This window comes from Caldicellulosiruptor morganii (assembly GCF_026810225.1).
Taxonomy (GTDB): Bacteria; Bacillota; Thermoanaerobacteria; order Caldicellulosiruptorales; family Caldicellulosiruptoraceae; genus Caldicellulosiruptor; species Caldicellulosiruptor morganii.
Genome location: NZ_CP113865.1, coordinates 712,254 through 732,635, shown reverse-complemented (window position 1 = coordinate 732,635; position 20,382 = coordinate 712,254). Strand labels below are relative to the sequence as shown.

At 35.6% G+C, this 20,382-nt stretch carries 23 protein-coding genes and 1 riboswitch; of the genes, 3 read left to right on the top strand and 20 right to left on the bottom strand.

Translation table 11 applies throughout. The annotated features are described in order from the left end of the window. Window positions 1-3: 3 nt before the first annotated feature. The 8 genes from OTK00_RS03460 to OTK00_RS03425 all read right to left on the bottom strand — a co-directional run bounded on the left by OTK00_RS03460 (window position 4) and on the right by OTK00_RS03425 (window position 4,920). Window positions 4-480 carry a metallophosphoesterase gene (locus OTK00_RS03460; protein ID WP_045169063.1) on the bottom strand — a complete coding sequence of 159 codons (477 nt, stop codon included), beginning with the start codon at window positions 478-480 and terminating at the stop codon, window positions 4-6. Further along, window positions 437-1,072 carry an XTP/dITP diphosphatase gene (locus OTK00_RS03455; protein WP_045169062.1) on the bottom strand — a complete coding sequence of 212 codons (636 nt, stop codon included), beginning with the start codon at window positions 1,070-1,072 and terminating at the stop codon, window positions 437-439. Before OTK00_RS03455 ends, OTK00_RS03460 begins: the two co-directional genes overlap by 44 nt. Next, window positions 1,041-1,817, bottom strand: coding sequence for a ribonuclease PH (rph, locus tag OTK00_RS03450; protein ID WP_045169061.1), 777 nt, complete (start codon window positions 1,815-1,817; stop codon window positions 1,041-1,043). Before rph ends, OTK00_RS03455 begins: the two co-directional genes overlap by 32 nt. Window positions 1,818-1,834: 17 nt before the next feature. Then, the gene (locus OTK00_RS03445; RefSeq protein ID WP_045169060.1) at window positions 1,835-2,029 is read right to left on the bottom strand and encodes a hypothetical protein; all 195 of its coding nucleotides are present in this window, start codon (window positions 2,027-2,029) and stop codon (window positions 1,835-1,837) included. A 213-nt stretch (window positions 2,030-2,242) separates the two neighbouring features. Further along, complete coding sequence (locus tag OTK00_RS03440; protein ID WP_045169059.1) at window positions 2,243-3,223, bottom strand: MraY family glycosyltransferase; 981 nt, start codon at window positions 3,221-3,223, stop codon at window positions 2,243-2,245. Then, on the bottom strand, window positions 3,220-3,729 hold the full coding sequence (locus OTK00_RS03435; protein WP_108720984.1) for a hypothetical protein: 510 nt from the start codon (window positions 3,727-3,729) through the stop codon (window positions 3,220-3,222). The genes OTK00_RS03440 and OTK00_RS03435 overlap by 4 nt, the downstream gene beginning before the upstream one ends. Further along, the gene (locus OTK00_RS03430; protein ID WP_045169058.1) at window positions 3,726-4,508 is read right to left on the bottom strand and encodes a CheR family methyltransferase; all 783 of its coding nucleotides are present in this window, start codon (window positions 4,506-4,508) and stop codon (window positions 3,726-3,728) included. Before OTK00_RS03430 ends, OTK00_RS03435 begins: the two co-directional genes overlap by 4 nt. A gap of 28 nt (window positions 4,509-4,536) precedes the next feature. Next, on the bottom strand, window positions 4,537-4,920 hold the full coding sequence (locus OTK00_RS03425; RefSeq protein WP_045169057.1) for a GNAT family N-acetyltransferase: 384 nt from the start codon (window positions 4,918-4,920) through the stop codon (window positions 4,537-4,539). A 116-nt stretch (window positions 4,921-5,036) separates the two neighbouring features. Between OTK00_RS03425 and OTK00_RS03420 the strand changes: the two genes are divergently transcribed. Beyond that, complete coding sequence (locus tag OTK00_RS03420; protein ID WP_045169056.1) at window positions 5,037-5,531, top strand: MogA/MoaB family molybdenum cofactor biosynthesis protein; 495 nt, start codon at window positions 5,037-5,039, stop codon at window positions 5,529-5,531. Window position 5,532: 1 nt separating this feature from the next. On the opposite strand, the gene OTK00_RS03415 is transcribed toward OTK00_RS03420, so the two are convergent. From OTK00_RS03415 to OTK00_RS03360, 12 genes are all read right to left on the bottom strand, one after another. Next, the gene (locus OTK00_RS03415; RefSeq protein ID WP_045169055.1) at window positions 5,533-6,456 is read right to left on the bottom strand and encodes a cyclic pyranopterin monophosphate synthase MoaC/MOSC-domain-containing protein; all 924 of its coding nucleotides are present in this window, start codon (window positions 6,454-6,456) and stop codon (window positions 5,533-5,535) included. A gap of 4 nt (window positions 6,457-6,460) precedes the next feature. Then, window positions 6,461-7,387 carry a GTP 3',8-cyclase MoaA gene (gene moaA / locus OTK00_RS03410; RefSeq protein ID WP_045169054.1) on the bottom strand — a complete coding sequence of 309 codons (927 nt, stop codon included), beginning with the start codon at window positions 7,385-7,387 and terminating at the stop codon, window positions 6,461-6,463. A 14-nt stretch (window positions 7,388-7,401) separates the two neighbouring features. After that, window positions 7,402-8,565: a molybdopterin molybdotransferase MoeA gene (locus OTK00_RS03405; protein ID WP_045169053.1), complete on the bottom strand. Its 1,164-nt coding sequence runs from the start codon at window positions 8,563-8,565 to the stop codon at window positions 7,402-7,404. After that, window positions 8,562-9,776: a molybdopterin molybdotransferase MoeA gene (locus OTK00_RS03400; protein ID WP_045169052.1), complete on the bottom strand. Its 1,215-nt coding sequence runs from the start codon at window positions 9,774-9,776 to the stop codon at window positions 8,562-8,564. Before OTK00_RS03400 ends, OTK00_RS03405 begins: the two co-directional genes overlap by 4 nt. Further along, window positions 9,773-10,357 carry an ATP-binding cassette domain-containing protein gene (locus OTK00_RS03395; RefSeq protein ID WP_045169051.1) on the bottom strand — a complete coding sequence of 195 codons (585 nt, stop codon included), beginning with the start codon at window positions 10,355-10,357 and terminating at the stop codon, window positions 9,773-9,775. The genes OTK00_RS03400 and OTK00_RS03395 overlap by 4 nt, the downstream gene beginning before the upstream one ends. Continuing rightward, complete coding sequence (locus OTK00_RS03390; protein WP_045169050.1) at window positions 10,350-10,982, bottom strand: ABC transporter permease; 633 nt, start codon at window positions 10,980-10,982, stop codon at window positions 10,350-10,352. Before OTK00_RS03390 ends, OTK00_RS03395 begins: the two co-directional genes overlap by 8 nt. 19 nt (window positions 10,983-11,001) lie before the next feature. Then, complete coding sequence (locus OTK00_RS03385) at window positions 11,002-11,811, bottom strand: extracellular solute-binding protein (RefSeq protein ID WP_108720983.1); 810 nt, start codon at window positions 11,809-11,811, stop codon at window positions 11,002-11,004. Between the two features lie 76 nt (window positions 11,812-11,887). Continuing rightward, a riboswitch (molybdenum cofactor riboswitch) is annotated at window positions 11,888-12,021 on the bottom strand. Then, window positions 12,016-12,696 (bottom strand): HesA/MoeB/ThiF family protein, encoded by a 681-nt coding sequence (locus tag OTK00_RS03380; RefSeq protein ID WP_045169047.1) that lies wholly within the window; start codon window positions 12,694-12,696, stop codon window positions 12,016-12,018. Its footprint overlaps the riboswitch before it by 6 nt. 6 nt (window positions 12,697-12,702) lie before the next feature. Then, window positions 12,703-12,933 carry a MoaD/ThiS family protein gene (locus tag OTK00_RS03375; protein WP_045169046.1) on the bottom strand — a complete coding sequence of 77 codons (231 nt, stop codon included), beginning with the start codon at window positions 12,931-12,933 and terminating at the stop codon, window positions 12,703-12,705. Beyond that, window positions 12,908-14,668, bottom strand: coding sequence for an aldehyde ferredoxin oxidoreductase N-terminal domain-containing protein (locus tag OTK00_RS03370; protein WP_045169045.1), 1,761 nt, complete (start codon window positions 14,666-14,668; stop codon window positions 12,908-12,910). Before OTK00_RS03370 ends, OTK00_RS03375 begins: the two co-directional genes overlap by 26 nt. Before the next feature lies 1 nt (window position 14,669). Then, on the bottom strand, window positions 14,670-15,080 hold the full coding sequence (locus OTK00_RS03365) for a 4Fe-4S binding protein (RefSeq protein ID WP_011916528.1): 411 nt from the start codon (window positions 15,078-15,080) through the stop codon (window positions 14,670-14,672). A gap of 505 nt (window positions 15,081-15,585) precedes the next feature. Further along, the gene (locus tag OTK00_RS03360) at window positions 15,586-17,016 is read right to left on the bottom strand and encodes an ISNCY family transposase (RefSeq protein ID WP_045169044.1); all 1,431 of its coding nucleotides are present in this window, start codon (window positions 17,014-17,016) and stop codon (window positions 15,586-15,588) included. Window positions 17,017-17,357: 341 nt separating this feature from the next. On the opposite strand from OTK00_RS03360, the gene OTK00_RS03355 reads away from it, so the two are divergent. After that, a complete protein-coding gene (locus tag OTK00_RS03355; RefSeq protein ID WP_241765464.1) occupies window positions 17,358-18,326 on the top strand; it encodes a hypothetical protein in 969 nt (322 codons plus the stop codon). Window positions 18,327-18,967: 641 nt separating this feature from the next. Beyond that, complete coding sequence (locus OTK00_RS03350; RefSeq protein ID WP_241765463.1) at window positions 18,968-20,314, top strand: hypothetical protein; 1,347 nt, start codon at window positions 18,968-18,970, stop codon at window positions 20,312-20,314. The last annotated feature ends 68 nt before the right edge of the window (window positions 20,315-20,382 follow it).

Below are 20,382 nucleotides of genomic sequence, written 5' to 3'. Positions count from 1 at the left end.
ATTTCACACCTTTTCTAAATATGCTACAACACCAAACTTTGTTACCTCTGCAATCGCGTATGACCTTGAACCATCTCTTGAAAGTGCCAGGCTTCCGGGGTTTAAGAATAAGATATTGTCAGAGTAGAACTCCTCCTGCTGATGCGTGTGACCAAAAAACACTGCATCAACTTTGAATGTCTTTGCATGGTTGACAATAAGGTCATATGTAGATTTTACAGAATACATATGACCATGTGTTATTAGAATTTTTTTGCCCCCGACTTCAATAATCTTTTCCGATGGAAAATCTCTTGTAAAGTCGTTGTTTCCTCTCACTATCTCAAATCTTAGATTCAAGAATTTATTCTGAAGATATACAGCATCTTTCACAAGGTCACCAAGGTGAACACACAAAACAATGTTTTTTTCATACTTCTTTACAATTCTCTCTGCATCATAGGTAATTCCATGGGTGTCGCTCAGTACCAGTATCTTCATTGTATATCTCACCCAAAATCATTTTTAGTTTTTCAAAAGCTCTGGCTCTGTGTGATATTCTGTTTTTCTCATCAGTCTCAAGCTCTGCAAATGTCACACTGTAGCCTTCAGGAATGAAAATAGGGTCATACCCAAAACCATTTTCACCCCGTGGTTCAAAGCCAATTTTCCCTCTGCATACTCCCTTTGTCTGATACACTCTGCCATTCTCATCAATAAAAACAAGCACACATACAAACTGTGCATCCCTTTTCTCATAAGGCACATCTTTTAATTCTTCCAGAAGTTTTTTTATTCTTTCTTCGTCGGTTGCATTATCGCCCGCATATCTTGCAGAATACACACCCGGTCTTCCTCCAAGCGCATCCACCTCAAGCCCTGAATCATCAGCCAAAGTGGGAAGTCTGTAAAGCCCGTAAATAGATTTTGCTTTCTTCAGTGCATTTTCTTCAAAAGTTTTTCCATCCTCAATTATGTGTATATTCTCAGCAAAATCAAGCAGTGTCAAAACATCATCAAAAAAATCTCCAATTAGATTCTTTATCTCCTGCGCCTTTCCCTTATTCCTGGTCGCAACAAGAAGCTTTTTCATCTTTTTGAACACTCCCAACAAGTTTGCTATCTTCCCCTAAAACCTCTTTTTGAATTTCAATAATCTTTTGAATACCCTGCTTGCCAAGCTCAAGCAGCTTTTCAAACTGCTGCTGTGTAAAAGCAGCACCTTCTGCCGTGCCCTGAATCTCAATAAACTCTCCCTTGCTGTTCATAACAAGGTTCATATCAACCGAAGCTTTGGAGTCCTCTTCAAAGCAAAGGTCAAGCATCTCAATTCCATCACAGATCCCGACAGACACTGCAGCCACAAAATCTGTAATTGGGAAGCTTTCTACCACTTTATCATCATAAAGCTTTTTGCAGGCATCGAACATTGCAATAAACCCACCTGTAATTGAAGCTGTTCTTGTACCACCATCTGCCTGAATAACGTCGCAGTCAAGGATTATAACACGCTCGCCCAAAGCTTTAAAGTTTATACCGGCCCTGAGTGCTCTGCCAATCAGCCTTTGTATTTCCTGACTCCTGCCGCTGAGCCTGAGCTTGTTTATATCCCTTACATTTCTCTGCTGTGTTGCCCTTGGCAGCATGGAGTATTCAGCTGTGATCCAGCCCTCACCACTTCCTTTTTTAAAAGGCGGAACCTTGTCATCAACCGTTGCTGTCACAATCACCTTTGTGTTCCCCATCTCAATAAGGCACGAACCTTCAGCATATTTTATAAAATTTCGTGTTATCTTTATCGGTCGAAGTTCATTGTAAGCTCTCTGATCCGGTCTCATAGCTCTTAACCTTCCTTTCATAGTTTTAGATTTGCAGGATTCAATTCAAACTGATTTACATCTATTTTATCTTTCAGATGATACTGGTCAAGATATTCTTCTTTGCCATTTACAGATAGCTTAATGTACCGTATAGATCTGTCTATTTCTTTAACTGTAAAACAGATTGAGGACAGAATTGTATCAACCTCTTTCAGGCTTACATTATTCAATTTTAACCCATTTAGTTTAGAAAATCTATAGCCAAGACTTTTTATCAGTTGTTTAAACTACATGAGGTCAAGAAGAACAAACAAAGAACCAGTACAAAAAAAATTCTTTTTCTCATTCCAAAACCACCCTCTTTTCAAAAATTTATGTTAATCTTTTTATTAACATATTTAAATTGAGGGTGGTTTAGAACAAGAAAAAGAACCTGTCTTTAGCTATCTTCTTGCCAGAAGCATAATTATAAGCGAGGTCAATGAGAAACAAATACTTACAAGGTATAAAAACAGAACCGTTTGTTTTTGATTGAGCCCCGCTTCAAGAAGCCTGAAGTGTACCTGACTTTTATCAGCCTTGTAAATAGGCTTCCCTTCTTTGATTCTTTTGAATATTACAAAGAGATTATCAAATATAGGAAGTCCCAGAGTCAGGATTGGCACAATCAAAGATACAACCGTTGCAACTTTAAACGTCCCTTCAACAGCAATTGTTCCAAGCACAAATCCCAAGAATGTGGCCCCCGAGTCACCCATAAAAATTCTTGCCGGGTGGCGGTTGAAAATCAAAAATGCCGATGCAACCCCCACAAGCGCTGCTGCCATATACGTTGAAACTCTTGCTGTTGAAATTATGCTGAGATTCATAAGAGCAACAAAAAACAAAGTAGTGCCTGAAATGGTAGTGATGCCTGCCGCAAGTCCATCTATCCCATCAATAAAGTTTATCACTGTTGTCACACCAAAAAGCCATATCACAGTTGCTATATACTGAAACCACACAGGAAAGTTTATGAACCTGTGTGTAAACGGATTGGTTATCCCTTCAATCTGGATGCCCATAAAAAAAACTATCGAACAGGCCAAAACCTGTACCAGAAATTTTGGAAGAGCACCAAATTCCCTGCCCTGAGATTTATACCAGTCATCAACAAGCCCTATCGCCAAAATTAAGCTTGATGCTATAAAGAAGCCCAAAAATTCACGGCTTATGCCTCTTATCAAAAACTGTGATATGAAAAATGATAAAAATAGTGCAACTCCACCTGTTACAGGAATCGGGTATGAATGGATTTTTCGCGGATTTGGTCTATCAACAAACCCTATTTCAATGGACTTTTTCTGAACATACGGTGTTATAATGGTCACCAGAATAAACGAAAGCAAAAACGAAAGTGCATCTTTTATTATAAGGTCTGTCATTGGTTTCCCCTCCAAGGAATTTTGAGTGTCTTTAACCTCTGTAGAATGAGTGTTAGAAGATAGTCATAAAGCAAAAATATAACCTCTGATGATGCAACTGTCAAAACTATTCCGTATTTAAAATGCGGAACTTCTTTCAGTATTATTTTGAGAACAAAATATAAAATGATTAACATAAAGTTATAGAACAAAATTTTAAACCCCATCTCCACATAAAGCGGAAAACCCTTTTCGCAGAAAGCCTTTATTACTGGATACAGACCAAAAATAAGAATGTAAAGGATTGCAACAAGTTTATTTGGAACAATTATTAAACTCAGCAGTGATACTGAAATATACATAACAATACCTGTTTTTGTACTGTAAAGCCACACAATTATCATAACACAGACCGAAGATAAAATATAAAATACACTGTTTACTCTTGGCAAAATAGAAGCAAAAATTAAAAAGATTATGTTCAGGGCTGCCATTAAACCAGTATATGAAAGTTCTTTTGCTTTCAAATATCCATCACCTTTTCATAAAAGAATGTCCTGATTGGTTTTAGCCCGTATTTTTGCGGTGCAATGATCTGCTCGGTTGAACCAACAAACAAAATACCATTCATCACCAAAGACCTGTTGAAATTTTTATATACCATATCCTTTGCCTCTTCTGTAAAGTAAATGAGAACGTTTCTGCATACAATCAAATCCATCCCTGCTGGATAGGGGTCTTTTAAAAGGTCATGGTGTTTAAATTCAACACATCTTTTTATTTCATCACTTATGTAATATAATTCTCCATTTTCTCTGAAAAACCTTCTTACAAATTCCTGCGGCAAGCTCTCAAGACTTTTTTTCAAATACACTCCCTCTTTTGCCTTTCTCAGAGCATCATCGTCAATGTCTGTTGCCAGAATCTTTATTTCATTCAATGGAAAAAATCTTGTCAGAAGCATTACAATTGAATATGGCTCTTCTCCGGTTGAACACGCAGCCGACCAAATCTTTGGTCTTCTTGTTCTTTTGAGAATATATGGCATAATTTCTTTTTCAAGTATATCCCATTGTTGTGGATTTCTGTAAAATTCAGATACATTTATTGTTAAATAGTTTATAAATTCATTGAAAAGTCTCTGGTCCTTTGTCAGAGCACTGTAGTAGTCAGTATAAGTTTCAAAGCCATTCTTTTTCATCAAAGACTCTATTCGCCTTTTCATTTGTTTTTCTTTATAATATGAAAGGTTAATCCCTGTATACTCTAAAATTTTCTTTTTAAACCACTCATAATCAAGATTCATTTCCTACCCTCTTTCTACTTTTGTTTTTTTACCTGCAATGCAGGTTTAAATAAAATGCCTGAACATCCAAAACAAGCCATTCCTGAGTTTCTATAAATCCCACCCTTTTAAAAAATCCATCTGCAATGCCTTTTCTGACTTTTACAACTGAAATATCATTTTTGTAGCAATGATTTATCTGCATCTTCAAAAGCCCATCACCGAATCCCATCCTGCGAAAGTTCTCATCCACCACAATTGACAAAATCTGAGCCTCAGATTTTTCCACTGCAAGCTGGGAAGCTCCAATAATTCTGTCTTTATCGCTCACAACATGGGTAATTGCACTGTCATAATACTCAAAACCACATTTTTCTATAAGGCTTTTGACAGTTTGCTTCTCATCAGGATTCATTTGCCTTATTTCAACCATGAAACTCAAACCTCTTTAAAATTAAGATAATATCTTATATAATTATAACAAATTGAAAAGCACTTTAAAATCTAAAATAGAGAAAAGATAGCTCAATAAAGGGGGTAAGTCTAAAAATGCCATTCACGTTCGCAGTAATAACATGCTCGGACAGGAGTGCAAAAGGAGAAAGAGAAGATCTCAGCGGAAAAGAGATAATGAATCTTCTAAAAGATCAGGGGTTTGTAGATGTATATTACAAAATTGTCCCGGATGAGAAAGAAGAAATAAAAAAGGCTATAGTGGAAGCGGCAAACTCGGGTGCAAACCTCATTCTGACAACAGGCGGCACCGGTTTTTATAAAAGAGATGTCACACCCGAGGCAACACTTGAGATTGTCCAGAAACAGACCCCGGGCATCTCTGAATTAATCCGGTATGAGACGGGCAAAATAAACAAAAGAAGCTACCTTTCACGCGGTGTTTCGGGAATATATGAAAACAGTCTTATTATCAACCTTCCCGGCTCACCAAAGGCAGTAAAAGAATGCATTGAGGCAGTTCTGCCGCTTCTGGAACATGGACTGAATATCCTGCTTGAAAATGAGAGAGAATGTGGTAAGGCAGAGTGATTTAACCTAAAATTTCTATAGTATCTCCCACCCTTATTTTGCCTCCTTTTAATACTCTTGCAAACAGTCCTTCTTTTGGCATTATGCAGATGCCAACCGTCCTTGCAATCTCACATCCATCCGCATGACACTTTTTCCCTATCTGGCTTATCTCAAGTATCACGCTGCTTCCTATCTTCAACCTTGTGCCAGGTCGAATTTTGCTTATATCAAGTCCCTCGGTTGTAATATTTTCTGCAAACTTGCCAAAGCAAAGGCCTTTTATACCATACTCCTCCATCTTCTCTATGCTGGATTTATCCAAAAGGCTCACCTGTCTGTGTGATGTCCCTGCATGTGCATCTTCTTCTATGCCAAAATCCTCAATTACATTCGCCTCCTGTACAGGCACTTTTGGTGTACCTTTCTGTTTACTGATATTTATTGAGATAACCTTTGCAAATCTCTTTTCCGGGTCAAAAATATAGTGCCCCGATTTTCCCCCTGTCTTTTCAATCAACCTCACATCAGAAATTACCATATCCTTTTTTATTGCTTTGCACATGTCATAGATTGTCTCCAAAAAAATCAAAACTGCTGTCAATGCCTCCATCTCAGCACCCGTTTGAGCATGGGTTTTTACCTCTGAGACTGCCTCTATAAAACCCTGCTGTTTGTTTATTGTATACGAAATATCAACGTGCGATAGAAATATGTTGTGGCAGAGTGGAATTATGTCCGACGTTCTCTTTGCCGCCATTATACCCGCAATCTTTGCTGCTGAAAATATGTCTCCCTTTGGTAATTTGTTTTCTTCTATCGCTTTTATGACCTCATCTCCCACATAAATTCTGCCACTTGCTTTTGCATACCTTTCTGCTATCTCTTTTTCGGATACATCAACCATCTGTGGCATTCCTTCTCTGTCAATATGAGTAAACTCCATTTTTTCAACCTCCTATTCTGAACATCATTGAATCTGTTGATTGATTTCTTGTAAACTTTTTCTTTTTAATGAATTCTTGGACTTTCTCTTCCAAAACATCCTCATCGGTTAAATACTCTTTTAAATCAAGTCCTGTTTTATCAAACAAACAGTTGTAAAGAATTCCTTCAGCCGAGACCCTTACCCTGTCACATCTTTCGCAAAAATGCCCTGAAACAGCATTTATAAACCCAGCAACGTGATCAAAATCTTCAATATAGTAGTACTTTGCAACAGAATTTCTATTAACATCTACCTCGTAATACTTCCTAAACCTTTTTAAAACCTCCTCAATGCTTACAAATTCATTATCAAAAATTCTGTTTGCAACACCTATTGGCATAAGCTCGATGAATCTAATGATAGCATTGTTCTCTTTGGCAAATAATATTAAATCTTCAATCTCATCAAAGTTTGTTGACCTGAGCAAAACGGTGTTAATCTTTACCTTCTTGTATTCTGAAAGGCTTTTTATGGCACTTTTCACTTTGTCAAGTACATCCAACCCAGTTAAAACTCTGTATCTTTGATTGTTCAGAGTATCAAGTGAAATATTAATTGATAAAAGACTGCTTTTTAAAATCTTTGCAATTTTCTCATCATCCAAATATCCGTTTGTTGTAACATTTATATTTTTTATGCCAATGCTACTGGCATACTCTATAATTTCAAATATATCATCTCTTAAAAATGGTTCACCGCCTGTAAGTCTCAGCTTTTTTATACCAAGTTTTTTAAATACCGAAATAATTTTAAAAATCTCATCTTTTGAAAGCTCTTTGCTCTCAAGTTTGCATGCGTTTTTTTCCCTGCAGTATCTGCAAAAGAAGTTGCACCTGTCTGTTATTGAAAGTCTCAGGTATTCAATCTTTCTAAAAAACCCATCATACATTTACCATCACCTTTTCAAATAAGTTTCACCTCAACTATGCTACCTGCCTCCAGCATGTCCACATTGACAGGCACTGTGATATATCCATCTGCCCTTTTCAAGCTTGATATCACACTTGCCCCTCTTTTCAAAACCTTAGCGACATTCCTACCATCTGTGTTTTCAATGCTAACTCTCACATACTCTTCAGAGCCTATGTCGGATGAGAGTCTCCTTTCAAGAATTGCAAATACACTTTTTTCTTTTGGATTCAAACCGAACGCCTTGAAAAATGACCTCAAAAAAACTTCCTTCAATACAAAAAACATTGAAACAGGAAAGCCCGGAAGACCTATAACAGGCTTATTCTCCACTTTCCCTATGATTGTTGGCTTGCCGGGTTTTATAGCTATACCGTGGACAAGCACCTGTCCCAGAGCTGATATAGCATCAGCTGTCAGGTCCCTGTCACCCTTGGATGAACCCGCATTTACAAAAATGATATCAAAACTTGGTAAAAGCTCTTTTATTTTTTCTGTTAGTTTTTCTAGATTGTTTTCAACAGGTTTAAAAATAGAAACCTCAAAACCATATCTTTGTAAAATATCGCTAAAGATGATAGAATTGAACTCAACAAGCTGTCCTTCCTTTTCAACTATGTCCACAAGTTCTTCACCTGTTGGTAGGAAAGCAACCTTTGGCATTCTGTAAACCTCAACTTCAAGATAGCCACCAGCTTTCAAATACACCCTGTCAAACAAGGTCAAAAAATCACCTTTTCTGACAAGAATCTGATCTTTCTGAACATCCTCACCTTTTGAACGTACATTCTGCCCCGGATAGTAACTCTGGAAAATCCTAATTCTTCGCCCTTCTATCTGTGCTTCCTCGAATGGAACAACCGCATTGAATCCCTGTATGCTCTCTCCTGTTTGAACAACTTTAAAATTTTCAATTGTTTTTGGACTTGTATCGGTTGCATCAAAAGTCTGCTCAGCTTCTATTGCATACCCATCCATTGCAGCAACACTGGCAGGAGGTGATGTATTGATAGAAAGATGATCTTTTGCCACAAATCTGCCCTGTGAATTGTAAATTGAAACCATCTCTGTTTTAAGGCTCACACACTCTTTCAATATCTTCTCCATTATATCTCTCGCATCCTGCGGCAGGGTAGCCGAAAAGTGATAATCTTTCATAAAAGTATCACCTCAACAACATCACCTGCTTTGATGCCTGTTTTTGTATTATCCACTCTGATATACCCCGATGCATTGTTTAAAAGATTTATTGAACCGGATTTCCCATACAGAGGTTCAGCAATGATTTCATCAGAGTATACAAGCTTTACAAACACAAACTCTGTCCTCCCGCTTGAGATTGCAAAGTTAGTTTTCATTTTCGCCAGAACCTTTCTATCTGTTTCCTCCTGATGAAGAATAATGTCAATTAACTTTTTAACAAAAAACTTGAATATAAATAAGCACGAAACGGGATGCCCTGGCAATCCAAATATAGCTTTATTCTGGACTTTTGCAATTATTGTTGGTTTTCCTGGCTTTATTGAAATTCCATCAACAAGAATTTTTGCATCTTCTAAACTTGAAATAACTTTAAGGGTATTATCATACATGCCAGCAGAACTTCCACCTGATATAAGCACAATGTCGTTTTCCAAAATGGCCTTTTGAACCACATTGTACAGAGCACTGTAATCATCTTTAACAATTCCGTAAAGCTTAGCATCAGCATACTCTTCACTGCAAGCAGCATAAAGCGTATATGAGTTTATGTCATAAACCTTTGCACCCTCAAGTTTCTGGTCATGTGAAATTATCTCATCACCTGTCGAAATGATTCCAACTTTGAGCTTTGAAAATACCTCAACATCCTTTTGACCAATTGCTGCTAAAACTCCAATCTGAGGCGCTTTTAACCTCTGATATTTTTTTATAACAACACAGCCTTTTTTTATGTCCTCACCTTTTTTAAGTATGTTCTCATTTGGCTTTACCGGACGAAAAACAAAAAATTTTCCATCCTCTTCAACTGTATTTTCCAGCATGGCAACAGCATTGCTACCATCCGGCAACCAGCCACCTGTAAATATCCTCGCCGCCCTGTTACTTTCAATCTCAAATGCCGGAATTTCACCTGTTTTTACCTCACCAATCAAATCAAAGATGGCAGGATTCTCATCGTTTGCCGTAAATGTGTTTTCACACCTTATCGCATATCCATCAACAGTTGATTTGTCAAAGTGTGGAACGTCAATGCTTGATACAACATCCTTTGCACATATCCTGTTAACAGCATCTTTTATAGGGACAATCTCTGTTCTGAGTTTAAAGTCCAAAAATTCATTTCTTAAAATATCAAACACTTCAAAGTAAGTCTTCAAAACCTTCATACTGCACCACCTTTTTCTTTTATTTGATTGTTCTCAAAATAGATCTCTTTTGCGTGCTTTGTTTCCCATGAATCATGTGTCACAACAATTATACATCTATTTCGGGCATCTTTTTCTATTCTGTCAAATATAAAATCTTTAACAGCACTGCCAAGATATGAATCAGGTTCATCCAAAAAAAGGACATCAGACTTTGCAAAGAAAACTCTCAAAAAGGCAACAAGCTGTTTTTGACCAAGCGAAAGAGAGTGTATGTTCAAATCAGGGTCTATTGAAAACGCTTTGAGTATATTTATCGCTTCCCTGAGCAATTCCCCTTTTAAACTCAAAGAAAGGTTATATAAAACACTTCCTTTGAAAAAATACGGCTGCTGCGGAAGCATAACCTTTTCATAGAATGTATTCTCTATAATCCCATTGAAATTTCTATCTTTTCCAAAGAGCATCATCAAAAAAGTTGTCTTTCCGCATCCATTTGGACCTTTTATGATGTAAAGACCTTTATTTTCGAATTTTAAGTTTTCACATCTGAACAAAAACCTGTCTTCAAAGAACTTTTCAACCTCTTTTACCTCAATCAACTATATCACCCTGCAGTATTTGCAAAATAGTATTAAATGCAAATGATATAATGAGCAAAACTGCCCCCAGCAAAAGCGCGCTTGAAAATTCTCCTTTTGTTATTTCATATATAATGGCTGTTGTAAGTATTCGAGTCTCTCCTTCTATATTCCCACCAACAATCAAAACAGCTCCCACCTCGGAGATCGCACGCGAAAGCCCAAGGATGGTTGCATAAATTAGCTCTTTTGAATACTCTCTTACAAGTGCAATGTACCTTTTTTTACCTTTTACATTTAAAAAGTCCAGATTGTCCAAAACCATTTGCACATTTTTAAGTCCTGACAGTGTATACATAATAACTATTGGCACAATCAAAATTACCTGGGCAATAATCATTGCCCACCTGGTAAAAAGAATATTCAAAAAACCAAGAGGACCTTTTCTGGAAAGTATTATATACACAAAAAGCCCTGCCAGCACAGGAGGAAGTCCCGAAAAAGTATATACAAGCCTTAAAACCAGTCTTCGAGCCCTGAATCTTTTTATCTTGAGAAAAAAACCTGCGGGAATCCCTATAATAAGTGAAATTATTGTTGATGGAATACAGACAATTAGGGTTGATACAATAACATTTGCAATCATTGAATTTAACCTCTACCTTTTATTTTGCTGCTCTGTAAATCTCTTTTTTAAAATACTTTTGATTGAAAGAAGCAACAAGCCTTTTAAACTCTTTGCTTTTTAAAAACATTTCAAAAAAGGCAAGCTTTGTTTTTCCGGGTGAAAAAGCAAAGTAATATGTGTTTGACAATATTTCTTCCCCGGGATTTTGATACACAATATCCAGCCTGTCAAGTTTGTCCTTCATTTTATAAAATGTTGCTTCATCAGTTAAAATAAAAGCTTCTTTCTCGTTTGCCAGATTCAAACTCATTCCCATACCCTGCCCCGACTTAATATAACCTTTAAAATCAGGCTCTGTCTTTGCCAGTTTCCATATTTCAAGCTCTCTTATATATGTTGCAGAATTGTCTGCACGTGATACAAATTTCAAATTTCTGTCTTTTATTATCAAAAATGCTGCGTGAATGGATTTTACCTTTTTGAATAAATCCTTTTTGCTTTTTGGACCAACAAGTATGAACTGGTTTGAAACAAAAGGAGTATACTTTTGAATAAGTTTTTGCTTTTTCAGGTCATCCAAAAAAGATTTCTCATGGATTATTATTCCATCAGCATCCCCATTTTTAAATATTCTCACAGCCTGACCACTTCCAACAGAGAGAAAACTGAGTTTTATATTGCTCTTTTTTTCAAACTCAGGAGCAACAAAATCCAAAAAACCACTGTCATAGATGCTTGTTGTGGTGGCTATCCTGAAGCTTTTCATATCTTCCGAATAAGAATAAAAACTTAAAATCAAAATGGCAAAAAATATGCTAAATAAAATTCTGGCTATATACCTTTTCATTTCCAATATACCCCTTTTTAATCAAAAGCTTAAAAAAAGCAAAAGGGTACTCCCCGCTTTGAAAAACCAGAAAGAGTACCCTTTTTGAATCTTTCCTTTCCAAAGCGGGAGGCGCAGTGGTTTCCCTGAACCTGCACCCTATCGGCCAAAGCACCATGAAGAGGCAAAAGCCTCTTTTTAGGCTGCAATGGCTCGGAAAGATTTTTAAAATTCAAAGGTTCTATATTCATTTGTCAAAAGGTTTACAAGCAAGCACCTGCCAACAAGTATATCTCCCTGTTTTGAAACAAGTTTGCAAAACTCAGAAAGCTCAAGTGCTGCTGTCAGCATTGGTGCAAAAACAGGATTGCCAAGCTCTTTTTCTGCACCTTCAACATTTATCTCTCCCAAAAGCCTTTCTATCCCGGGTGTATCTTTTGTGATGATTGCAACCTGTGCATACCAGCCAGCACACCCGCCATGGATTAAAACCTTGCCTGTATTCTGTACAAACTTAGATAAGCTTTTTCTTATCTCCATGTTATCTGTCGCATCAAATATATAGTCGGCTTCATAGAGAAAAACATCAAGATTCTCAAGGTATGCTTTTTCTTTTATTGGTTCAAAATACACACCGGGATTTATCTCTTTCACCCTTTTTTCTGCTTCAAAAACCTTGTATTTGCCCAAATTGTTAATATTCGATATTATCTGCCTGTTGAGGTTTGTCTCATCAAATGTGTCCATATCAACTGCTATAATCTTCTTTACTCCAAGCCTTGCCAGACCCTCAATCAAAAATCCGCCTATGCCACCAACACCAACAACAGCAACAACTGTTGAAAAAATTCTTTTTTGCCCTTCTTCGGTCAACGCACCTATATTTTTTAGAAACCTTTTTTGCATAAAACCTTAGCCTCCAGTTGCAAATGGAGTTATATACACACTATCATTGTCTGAAAAAACATAGTCATTGTCAACCCTTTTCTGGTTTACAATGACAAAGCCAACTTTGTCAGCTGGAATATTGAGCTTTTGAAGAAGGGCCTGGACACTGGTGTTTTCCCCTATTTCAAGTTCAAATCTGCCAACTCTGCTACCATATCTTCTGAAAAAATCATTCACCTCTACTCCAATCTTCATACTCCTTCTCCACCCTTTCAATGTACATCTTCAAAAGCCTGCTTAACCTCTGCTCATCCATCTTACCCCAGAGAGTTGGCGTTTCAAAAATTCTCCTGGGGAATCTGTAGTTTTCAAGCGAATAACCAAGTTCTTTTTTTATTTTAAGTTTTGTAAAGAAAATGTCATTGCCAAGCCGGGTCAGGTCTTCATCTGTCCAGTTAATGCCAATTGTATTCAAAGCCTTCAATATTGTAGGTCTGTCATATACCTTTCTTGCAAAAAGACAGATGCAAAGCGATGTTAAAACATCCCTCTCTTTTTCTTCCTTTATCACATAATCCACTATTTCTTCATCTTTTAACTCTTTTGCGCTCTGGTCATATGAATATCCTGCATTATCTAAGTGCGAATGTCTTGCACCAACTGTTTGACCAAGCGCAAAAGCATACCCTGTGTGATAACCAGCCATCTCATTTCCGCCATATAAAAGTGCAAACTCCTCGCCACCGTACTTCTTGACCGCCTCTTTAAGACCATTCCCAATTGTATAGTAAAACTCATTTACCCTGTCTGCAATGTTGTCAATTGCCTTTATATACTCCATGGTGTTGCCAAATTCAAGGTCAGCCAGAGTATCTTCTCTTGTTATAAGGCCTTTGTTGAGTGCCTCTGTTGCCCATGCCAGAACAACACCGGTCGAAATTGCATCAAGCCCTGCAAGCTCAACCTCATCGATTATCTGCAAAACCTCATCAGTTGTTTTTATCCCAAGAAGGCTCCCCAGAGCATAAATTAGCTCATGGTCGTATGACACTGCTATTGATTCGTATTCATACCCTTTGTCAAATTCGCGTCTGAACTGTCCAATATGAATACACCCTATCGGGCAGCCAACACATGAAACCTTTCTTATCAGATTCTTTTCTGCAAAGGTCTCGCCTGATATGTTATCTGCATACTCAAAAGTGGATTGCAAAAGGTTCTTTGTTGGCAGGGAATTTATAGCATTTAAAACTTTGATGTTCATGGGCGTTCCAAGTTCATGATACTTTGCCATAGCATCTGTTTGCGTGACCTTTTTGTAGATCTCCTGGTATGTTTTAAAATACTCTTTGAGATTGGAAATTGGTATGTCTTCTTCGCCCATTATCATCATTGCTTTTAGGTTCTTGCTACCAAACACAGCTCCAATTCCAAGTCTTCCAAAATGTCTGTATGTGTCAACATTCACGCACGAATATGTCACAAGGTTTTCGCCCGCTTTCCCAATTCTTATAATACTCCTCTTGCCGGGGCCGGGCTCTCTTTCTCTGATAACCCTTCCAACCTCTTCAACATCAAGCCCCCACATGGCACGCGCATCCTTGAACTCTATAGATTTGTCTGTTATAACAAGATATGTGGGCTTTTCAGCCTTTCCGGTTATAACAATTGCATCGTAGCCTGCATTTCTGATTGCCATTGCAAGCCTTCCACCTGCATGGCTCTCACCATACTCACCTGTGTGGGGTGAGATAAATGTTGCAACAGCTTTGGTCACAACAGGAAATATTGTCGAAAGCGGACCAATAGAAAGTATAAGTGGCTGCTGTTCATGAAGGGGTGGTAAATCCTTTTTCATGTTCTCTTCAAGAAGCTTTGCTGCAACTCCCGCTCCGCCTAAGTATTTATACAGGTCCTTTCTTTCCTGTATGTCTGCCTTTTTGCTCGTAAGGTCGATGTATAAAACTCTAATAAAATCTGTTCCAATCATTTTACTCACTCACCTCTTCCATGCTCAAACAGTTATGCGGGCACATTCTAACACATGCTCCGCAGTGCTTACATACAATTGGAATTTTTCTGTCATAGTCCATGTGAATGGAACCAACAATGCAAGCCGAAACACACTTTTCACAGGCAATACACTTTTCTTCTATTAACCTCACGCCTCCACCCGGACGCTTAACAAGCGCATTTGTTGGACAGGCCTCGGCGCAGGCAGGCTCTTTGCAGGCAACACAAATGGTTGCTGCAAACTTGCTCTGAAGCCCTCCTCTTGTCTTAACTTTTATAGAGCTCTTTGCTAAGTTGTGATTGTTATGATTTACAGCTGCACATGTAAGCATACATGTAAAACATCCGAGACACTTGTTCATATTATCGGCTCTTAATACTTTTGGCAATTTAAATCACCACCTATTCATATTTGACTCTATCTTAATAGTATTTTCCTAAATTGAGCAATATATAAGTATTTATACCCATAAAAGCCCCAGAACAATCAAATATTTTTTTGTTTATTTTTTAACAATCTTATTATACCACCTGAAATGAAACTTTACAATATGTTTTCTTGCAATTTAAAATTTGTGTTTTCAAGGGTCATGTTGTATAATTTTAACCAAAATATTATCATTCAGTAGCCGTTTGCAAAATGGTTGGTGATTGAAGGTAACAGATGCCAATACTAACATGAAATACTATCAAGATACAAAAAGAAAAGCAAAATGACAACCAAATATTATCAATGCAAACAAAAATAATCAGCAACAAACATATGACAAAAATTAACAATATCAAAAAAGACAATAGTATCCTAAGCCTTCTAGCTTCTTGGCTTTAGAAGGTTAAGTAAAAAACAAAGTCACAAATTTTTGGTAGATTAATGATTTAAGAAAAATTGTAGTTTTAAGCGATAAGTTTTTTGAGTTTGTTAAGCTTTTTGATAGTTAATTTAGAACAATAGAGTTTGATATTGTGAGCAAGGATAAACAAAAGTGAGTAAGTAATTGCAGAGAGTAAAAAATCAGAGAAGATAGAAATATGGTCATAAGTACAGATGACATCGGAGCCCATATAGGATTTTAGGTGATAAATAGTCTGCTCTACAGCGACACGTTTATTGTAGAGGTCTAAAAACTCTTGAGAATTTCTGTTGATACCTGGGGAAGAGCGAAAATCGTCAGGGTAAGTGTAGAACATTCTGCCAGATTTAGAGTTAGTACAAGGTTGAGGGCAAGAGCAAATGCGTTTGCCGTCTTTATAACAAGACATGGGGCAGACCCATTTAAGACGCACAGAACGATTTTTACCCTGACATTTGCCTTCAGGTTTAAAAGGTTGATTGAACTTTTTGCAGATAGGGACACCATCTTCAGATATAACGATATTAGGGTCTGAAGTAGGTGTAGTATTTTTAGAGGCTCTTGGATTTAGAGGGATAATGATTTTGGAGAAGTTGAAAGTGTTTTTTAAAGTTGAGTAGATGTTATGTGCATCCAAGGCACTGTCAGCGATGAAAGTGGAGAAATTTTTGGGAATGTAAGAGAATAGAGTTTCGAGCGAAGGAAATAAAGCTTTAGAGTCAGAGATAGCCTTTGCTTCTTGAGGGTCAGAAGAAGGAGAGTCAGAGTTAAACAGAGGTACTAAAGCCAAAGGAATACCGAGAGCATTGGTAATGACAGCGAATTTTAAAGCCCAGCAGAAATGGCCATTTACGAACATAAGACGGATATTAGAATTAGCATTAGCAGTTTTAGGCAAGGAAGAATAAACAAGAGAGTAGATTTTATCAGAGGACAGCTCAGGGTTAGCTTTTGAGGTATTTTTCAAGAGAGATTGAATGAATTTAGGGTTATTTTCACGGACCTTTGGGACAATACCGGTTGTATCGAAGATTAAGATTGAAGCAAGTTCAGGGGATTGCCTAAGAGAAATATTGTGTGCATGGATAGAGATATTTTGAAAAAGTTTATGGATTTCGTTGTTGAAGATTTTTCTGAAGCGAGAGAAGGTTGAAATAGAGGGAACATTACCATTTAAGTTACAGAATGAACGAAGTTCATAGGAGTTAAGAAGCACAGCGCGGAGCTGAGTAAGAGTATTGAGTTTGAGTAATTTTTGGACAAAAAAGCAAAGGAGCATAGATTCTAAGGAGAAGCATCTATGCTTACCAAAGTATTTGTAGTAGGCATTGTAGAAAGAAGAAGGTATGTAGTCTGATAAGTTGATGAATTTATTGAACAAGCCCAAGAGGCTTTCAGGCTTGTAGAGAGCCGAAGCCTTTAGGTGGGAGAATAGATCGAGGAAAGAAAGTTGTTTAGGTTTGTTGTTGAACATTTTGGACCCCCTCCTCATAGTAGAAAATTTGTTTTATATAATCATATTTTACTACAACTATGAGGAGGGTGACCAGACTTTTTCGAATCTTTATAAAGCTTGATAACGCTCATATTGAGCGTTTCTGCAAAAGGCTATTTGTATTTTAATAATCCTCTAGATAATGAGGAAATCTTGGTTGTACCATATTGATATAAAGTTTCTAATCATTGGTATTCTTTGAATTACAGTCGTTTTCTAGTTGTCAAAAGTGGTTTGGACAACAATTAGAATAATGTATGCAAAATAAGCTTGTGACGCCAAAAAGTCAAAAATAGAAATATCAATTGAGGTGTAAATAAGTGGGTAATGTAACTTTTGTAGGACATTTGTTTATTCCACAAAAAAGCATATTGTCTGAAAATCCATTAAAAATTTGTTCTAAGACGAGACTTTTGTACCACGAAGATACTTTATTTATTGCAACAAGAGAGGAAAATTCTTCTAATCTAAAAATTACAAATTTGCTAATATACACTCTTGAAGCAGATAAACGTCTTCACCTTTTGACTGAATACAGTTTAAAAATACCAATAGATAATATTATTGGTATTGATAAGACAAAAATGATTGTCTATGGTTTGTCTATAGAGCAAAACTCTTCGGCTTTTTGCATATTAAAAATAGATATATTAAACCATGCCGAAGTAAACTTATATGAAATAAAACTGCTACAGTTTCGGAAAACTGAATCTAAAATTTCCTTAAATCAGATAGAATGTTTCTGTCAAACTAAGATTCTTGATGGTAAATATTCTATTTTTACAATAGATTGTTTGATAGAAACAATGAATAAAAAGAAAAAAGATAAATCTTATCTTTTCTTCTTTGACTCAACAGTTGAGAAAATTTATTACCTTTCATACATTTCTGAAAAGTTTATAAAAGAAATTGAAATAGTTCAGACAACCTTGTTGGGAGGAAAATATATTCTTTTTCAAACTGGTAGAATTGGTGATTCTGAAAAATTTGATATTATCTTTGAGGCAATACAAGAAAAAAAAGAAAATTTTGAGCTTTCTAATTTCCGTGTTAATCAAAAGATGATAATTTATCCTCTCAGGAAATTTTTTGAAGACATTTCTATTCGTAATGTTGATCTCGAAAGATATTGTTTTGAGAGAATGGATTTCAATGTTGTTGTGCCAACTTGTTGCAGATGGTTCGAAAATGATGAGTTTTTCTATATAAAGACTTTTATAACTCAAAACAAGTCAGAACTAATAAGAGTCAAAGTTTCTAGGTGTAAAAACAAAAGAAACCGTCTGTAGCCTTGATGAGAGAATTTTAAGTGATTCAATGTTCGTAAAAGAACGTATATTGGACAGCAATAAAATTCCAAAAAAAGAATTTATTTTATATTTTATATTGTGAAAGCCAATAAAATAAATTCGTATTGTTTTAAAGTTACTATTTTGTTTTTTGGAAAAAGGATAATTAAGAGGGACTTTTATTTTGAATTTGAGGGAAATGAAAATATCATTAAATTAAATTTAAAAAAAGATTACATAATTACATGTAAAATGCATTTTAATGAAGAAGATATATTGCAAAATCCCGACCATCTTTATTTAACTTACAAGTCTTATAGTTGCTCTAATAAACAGTTTATTGATTCTCAAGATCAAGTTCACATGCTATATAAAGATATGGTTTTAGATAATCCTTATAATCAAATGGAGACACTGATATATTTTTACTGATTTATTCTTGATAGCTAATGAAATTTATAAAGTGCTTTTGAAATTATCTAAAGACATAGGAAAAGAAGGAAAAGACAATATCTTTGGTTATGGTTTAGTAAAATTTTGTAATACAAAAATTACAAAGAGGTAGCTAAACAAACTTTTCAAAGCTACTTCTTGTCTTTTAACAAAGCAGTCAAATACTTTTATTTAGGAGGATAAAAATAATGAACATTGATGTTGTTTATATCCAAGATTTATCATCCGAAATGCATAATGTTTTAAAAAATAATCAATTGGGTAGTTTACCAATAGAGTGCAAAAATTTCTTATTAAGAAGTGTATTAAACCGAAGCACATATAAATCTGTTGGTATATGTTTTATTGATATCTCAAATCTTCAACTTAAAACTTACCTGTTTAAAAAAGAATTAGATAAAATCATTTATTTTGATGAAATAAATAATACACTATATGGGTATTACTGGAATATTGCAGATGACTATGTTAAAATTACTGTCAGGAGTATTAACCTGCTAAATAGAGACGAAAAAGACATTTTTGAAATTCCTATTGTTGAATTAAAGCTATGGGAAAATCACTTAAAACAGGAAGGTATAAGTAATTTCATTGTGCCTCCCCTTCTTTTTTTTGAAATGGTAAATTTTCGCTATATAATAACTATACACGACAAGTTCTATGCTTCCAACTCTAATAATAAATGGCAAATTTATGTAATAGACCTTTTTGAAAATAAATTCTATAGTTACATTTACGATAATGATCCTAAAAAGCCGTTTCCTATATCCTATATAAGGTATTTTCCTGTTAGCAACGCTGATGGTTTTATATTTATTAAATTTGGACAAATTGACGCTGAGGAAAAGGAAATGTATTGGCTACCAGAAAATTCAAAAATGACTCGACACTTTTGGGAGGCTTTTGCATTTTATCCACTGAATAAATTTATTGAAGACATTAAAAATCAAAAATTATTTTTAGACGCTTATATTGTTGAACGTGTCTCAGAAAATTTTTCTTTTCGCTTTTTAGATGATATTGAATCGATAAAAGATTTGTGCTTCTACTATATTAAGAAATCTATAAAAACTAATTTATCCAGACTTATAAAATTAGAACTTAAAAATTATACAAAAGAGATAATGCAAACTTCAATCAATCTTGATAATAAATTCCTGCACTATAATAATGGTTTACTAACGACTATTTCTTTATCAATTGAAGAAATAAATGATAAACAAAATCTGTTAAGAATAAGTAAAGAATTTTTAAATGGTAACAATACAAAAAGTGTAAATATTCTCCTGAGCAAAGAAGAGCAATTTATGCCAGATATCATGTACAAGTACATCTTAAAACATGGTCTTTTTTTAACTTTCTCCCCTCGTTTTGACTATAGAGATATTCCAAAGCATTATAAAATAAAGGTATATTCATTAGATTCTTCTTCAGCTTTTCTTGAATTTACCACAAAATATCCCCTTTCAAGTCCTTTTACAATTACACTTGTTGAAAAAAGTAGAACTAAAGATAAATTTTTATTAATTATATAATACCAAATTTTAATTGTTAAATAAAAAAGCTCTCATTCTTGGCATCTATTTCTATTTATAAGCTTTAT

Bases quoted from the DNA above. Each gene is read 5' to 3' on its own strand.
- OTK00_RS03460 (WP_045169063.1), bottom strand. From the start codon at position 480: ATGAAGATACTGGTACTGAGCGACACCCATGGAATTACCTATGATGCA.
- OTK00_RS03455 (WP_045169062.1), bottom strand. From the start codon at position 1,072: ATGAAAAAGCTTCTTGTTGCGACCAGGAATAAGGGAAAGGCGCAGGAG.
- rph (WP_045169061.1), bottom strand. From the start codon at position 1,817: ATGAGACCGGATCAGAGAGCTTACAATGAACTTCGACCGATAAAGATA.
- OTK00_RS03440 (WP_045169059.1), bottom strand. From the start codon at position 3,223: ATGACAGACCTTATAATAAAAGATGCACTTTCGTTTTTGCTTTCGTTT.
- OTK00_RS03430 (WP_045169058.1), bottom strand. From the start codon at position 4,508: ATGAATCTTGATTATGAGTGGTTTAAAAAGAAAATTTTAGAGTATACA.
- OTK00_RS03425 (WP_045169057.1), bottom strand. From the start codon at position 4,920: ATGGTTGAAATAAGGCAAATGAATCCTGATGAGAAGCAAACTGTCAAA.
- OTK00_RS03420 (WP_045169056.1), top strand. From the start codon at position 5,037: ATGCCATTCACGTTCGCAGTAATAACATGCTCGGACAGGAGTGCAAAA.
- OTK00_RS03415 (WP_045169055.1), bottom strand. From the start codon at position 6,456: ATGGAGTTTACTCATATTGACAGAGAAGGAATGCCACAGATGGTTGAT.
- moaA (WP_045169054.1), bottom strand. From the start codon at position 7,387: ATGTATGATGGGTTTTTTAGAAAGATTGAATACCTGAGACTTTCAATA.
- OTK00_RS03405 (WP_045169053.1), bottom strand. From the start codon at position 8,565: ATGAAAGATTATCACTTTTCGGCTACCCTGCCGCAGGATGCGAGAGAT.
- OTK00_RS03400 (WP_045169052.1), bottom strand. From the start codon at position 9,776: ATGAAGGTTTTGAAGACTTACTTTGAAGTGTTTGATATTTTAAGAAAT.
- OTK00_RS03390 (WP_045169050.1), bottom strand. From the start codon at position 10,982: ATGATTGCAAATGTTATTGTATCAACCCTAATTGTCTGTATTCCATCA.
- OTK00_RS03385 (WP_108720983.1), bottom strand. From the start codon at position 11,811: ATGAAAAGGTATATAGCCAGAATTTTATTTAGCATATTTTTTGCCATT.
- OTK00_RS03380 (WP_045169047.1), bottom strand. From the start codon at position 12,696: ATGCAAAAAAGGTTTCTAAAAAATATAGGTGCGTTGACCGAAGAAGGG.
- OTK00_RS03375 (WP_045169046.1), bottom strand. From the start codon at position 12,933: ATGAAGATTGGAGTAGAGGTGAATGATTTTTTCAGAAGATATGGTAGC.
- OTK00_RS03370 (WP_045169045.1), bottom strand. From the start codon at position 14,668: ATGATTGGAACAGATTTTATTAGAGTTTTATACATCGACCTTACGAGC.
- OTK00_RS03360 (WP_045169044.1), bottom strand. From the start codon at position 17,016: ATGTTCAACAACAAACCTAAACAACTTTCTTTCCTCGATCTATTCTCC.
- OTK00_RS03350 (WP_241765463.1), top strand. From the start codon at position 18,968: ATGAACATTGATGTTGTTTATATCCAAGATTTATCATCCGAAATGCAT.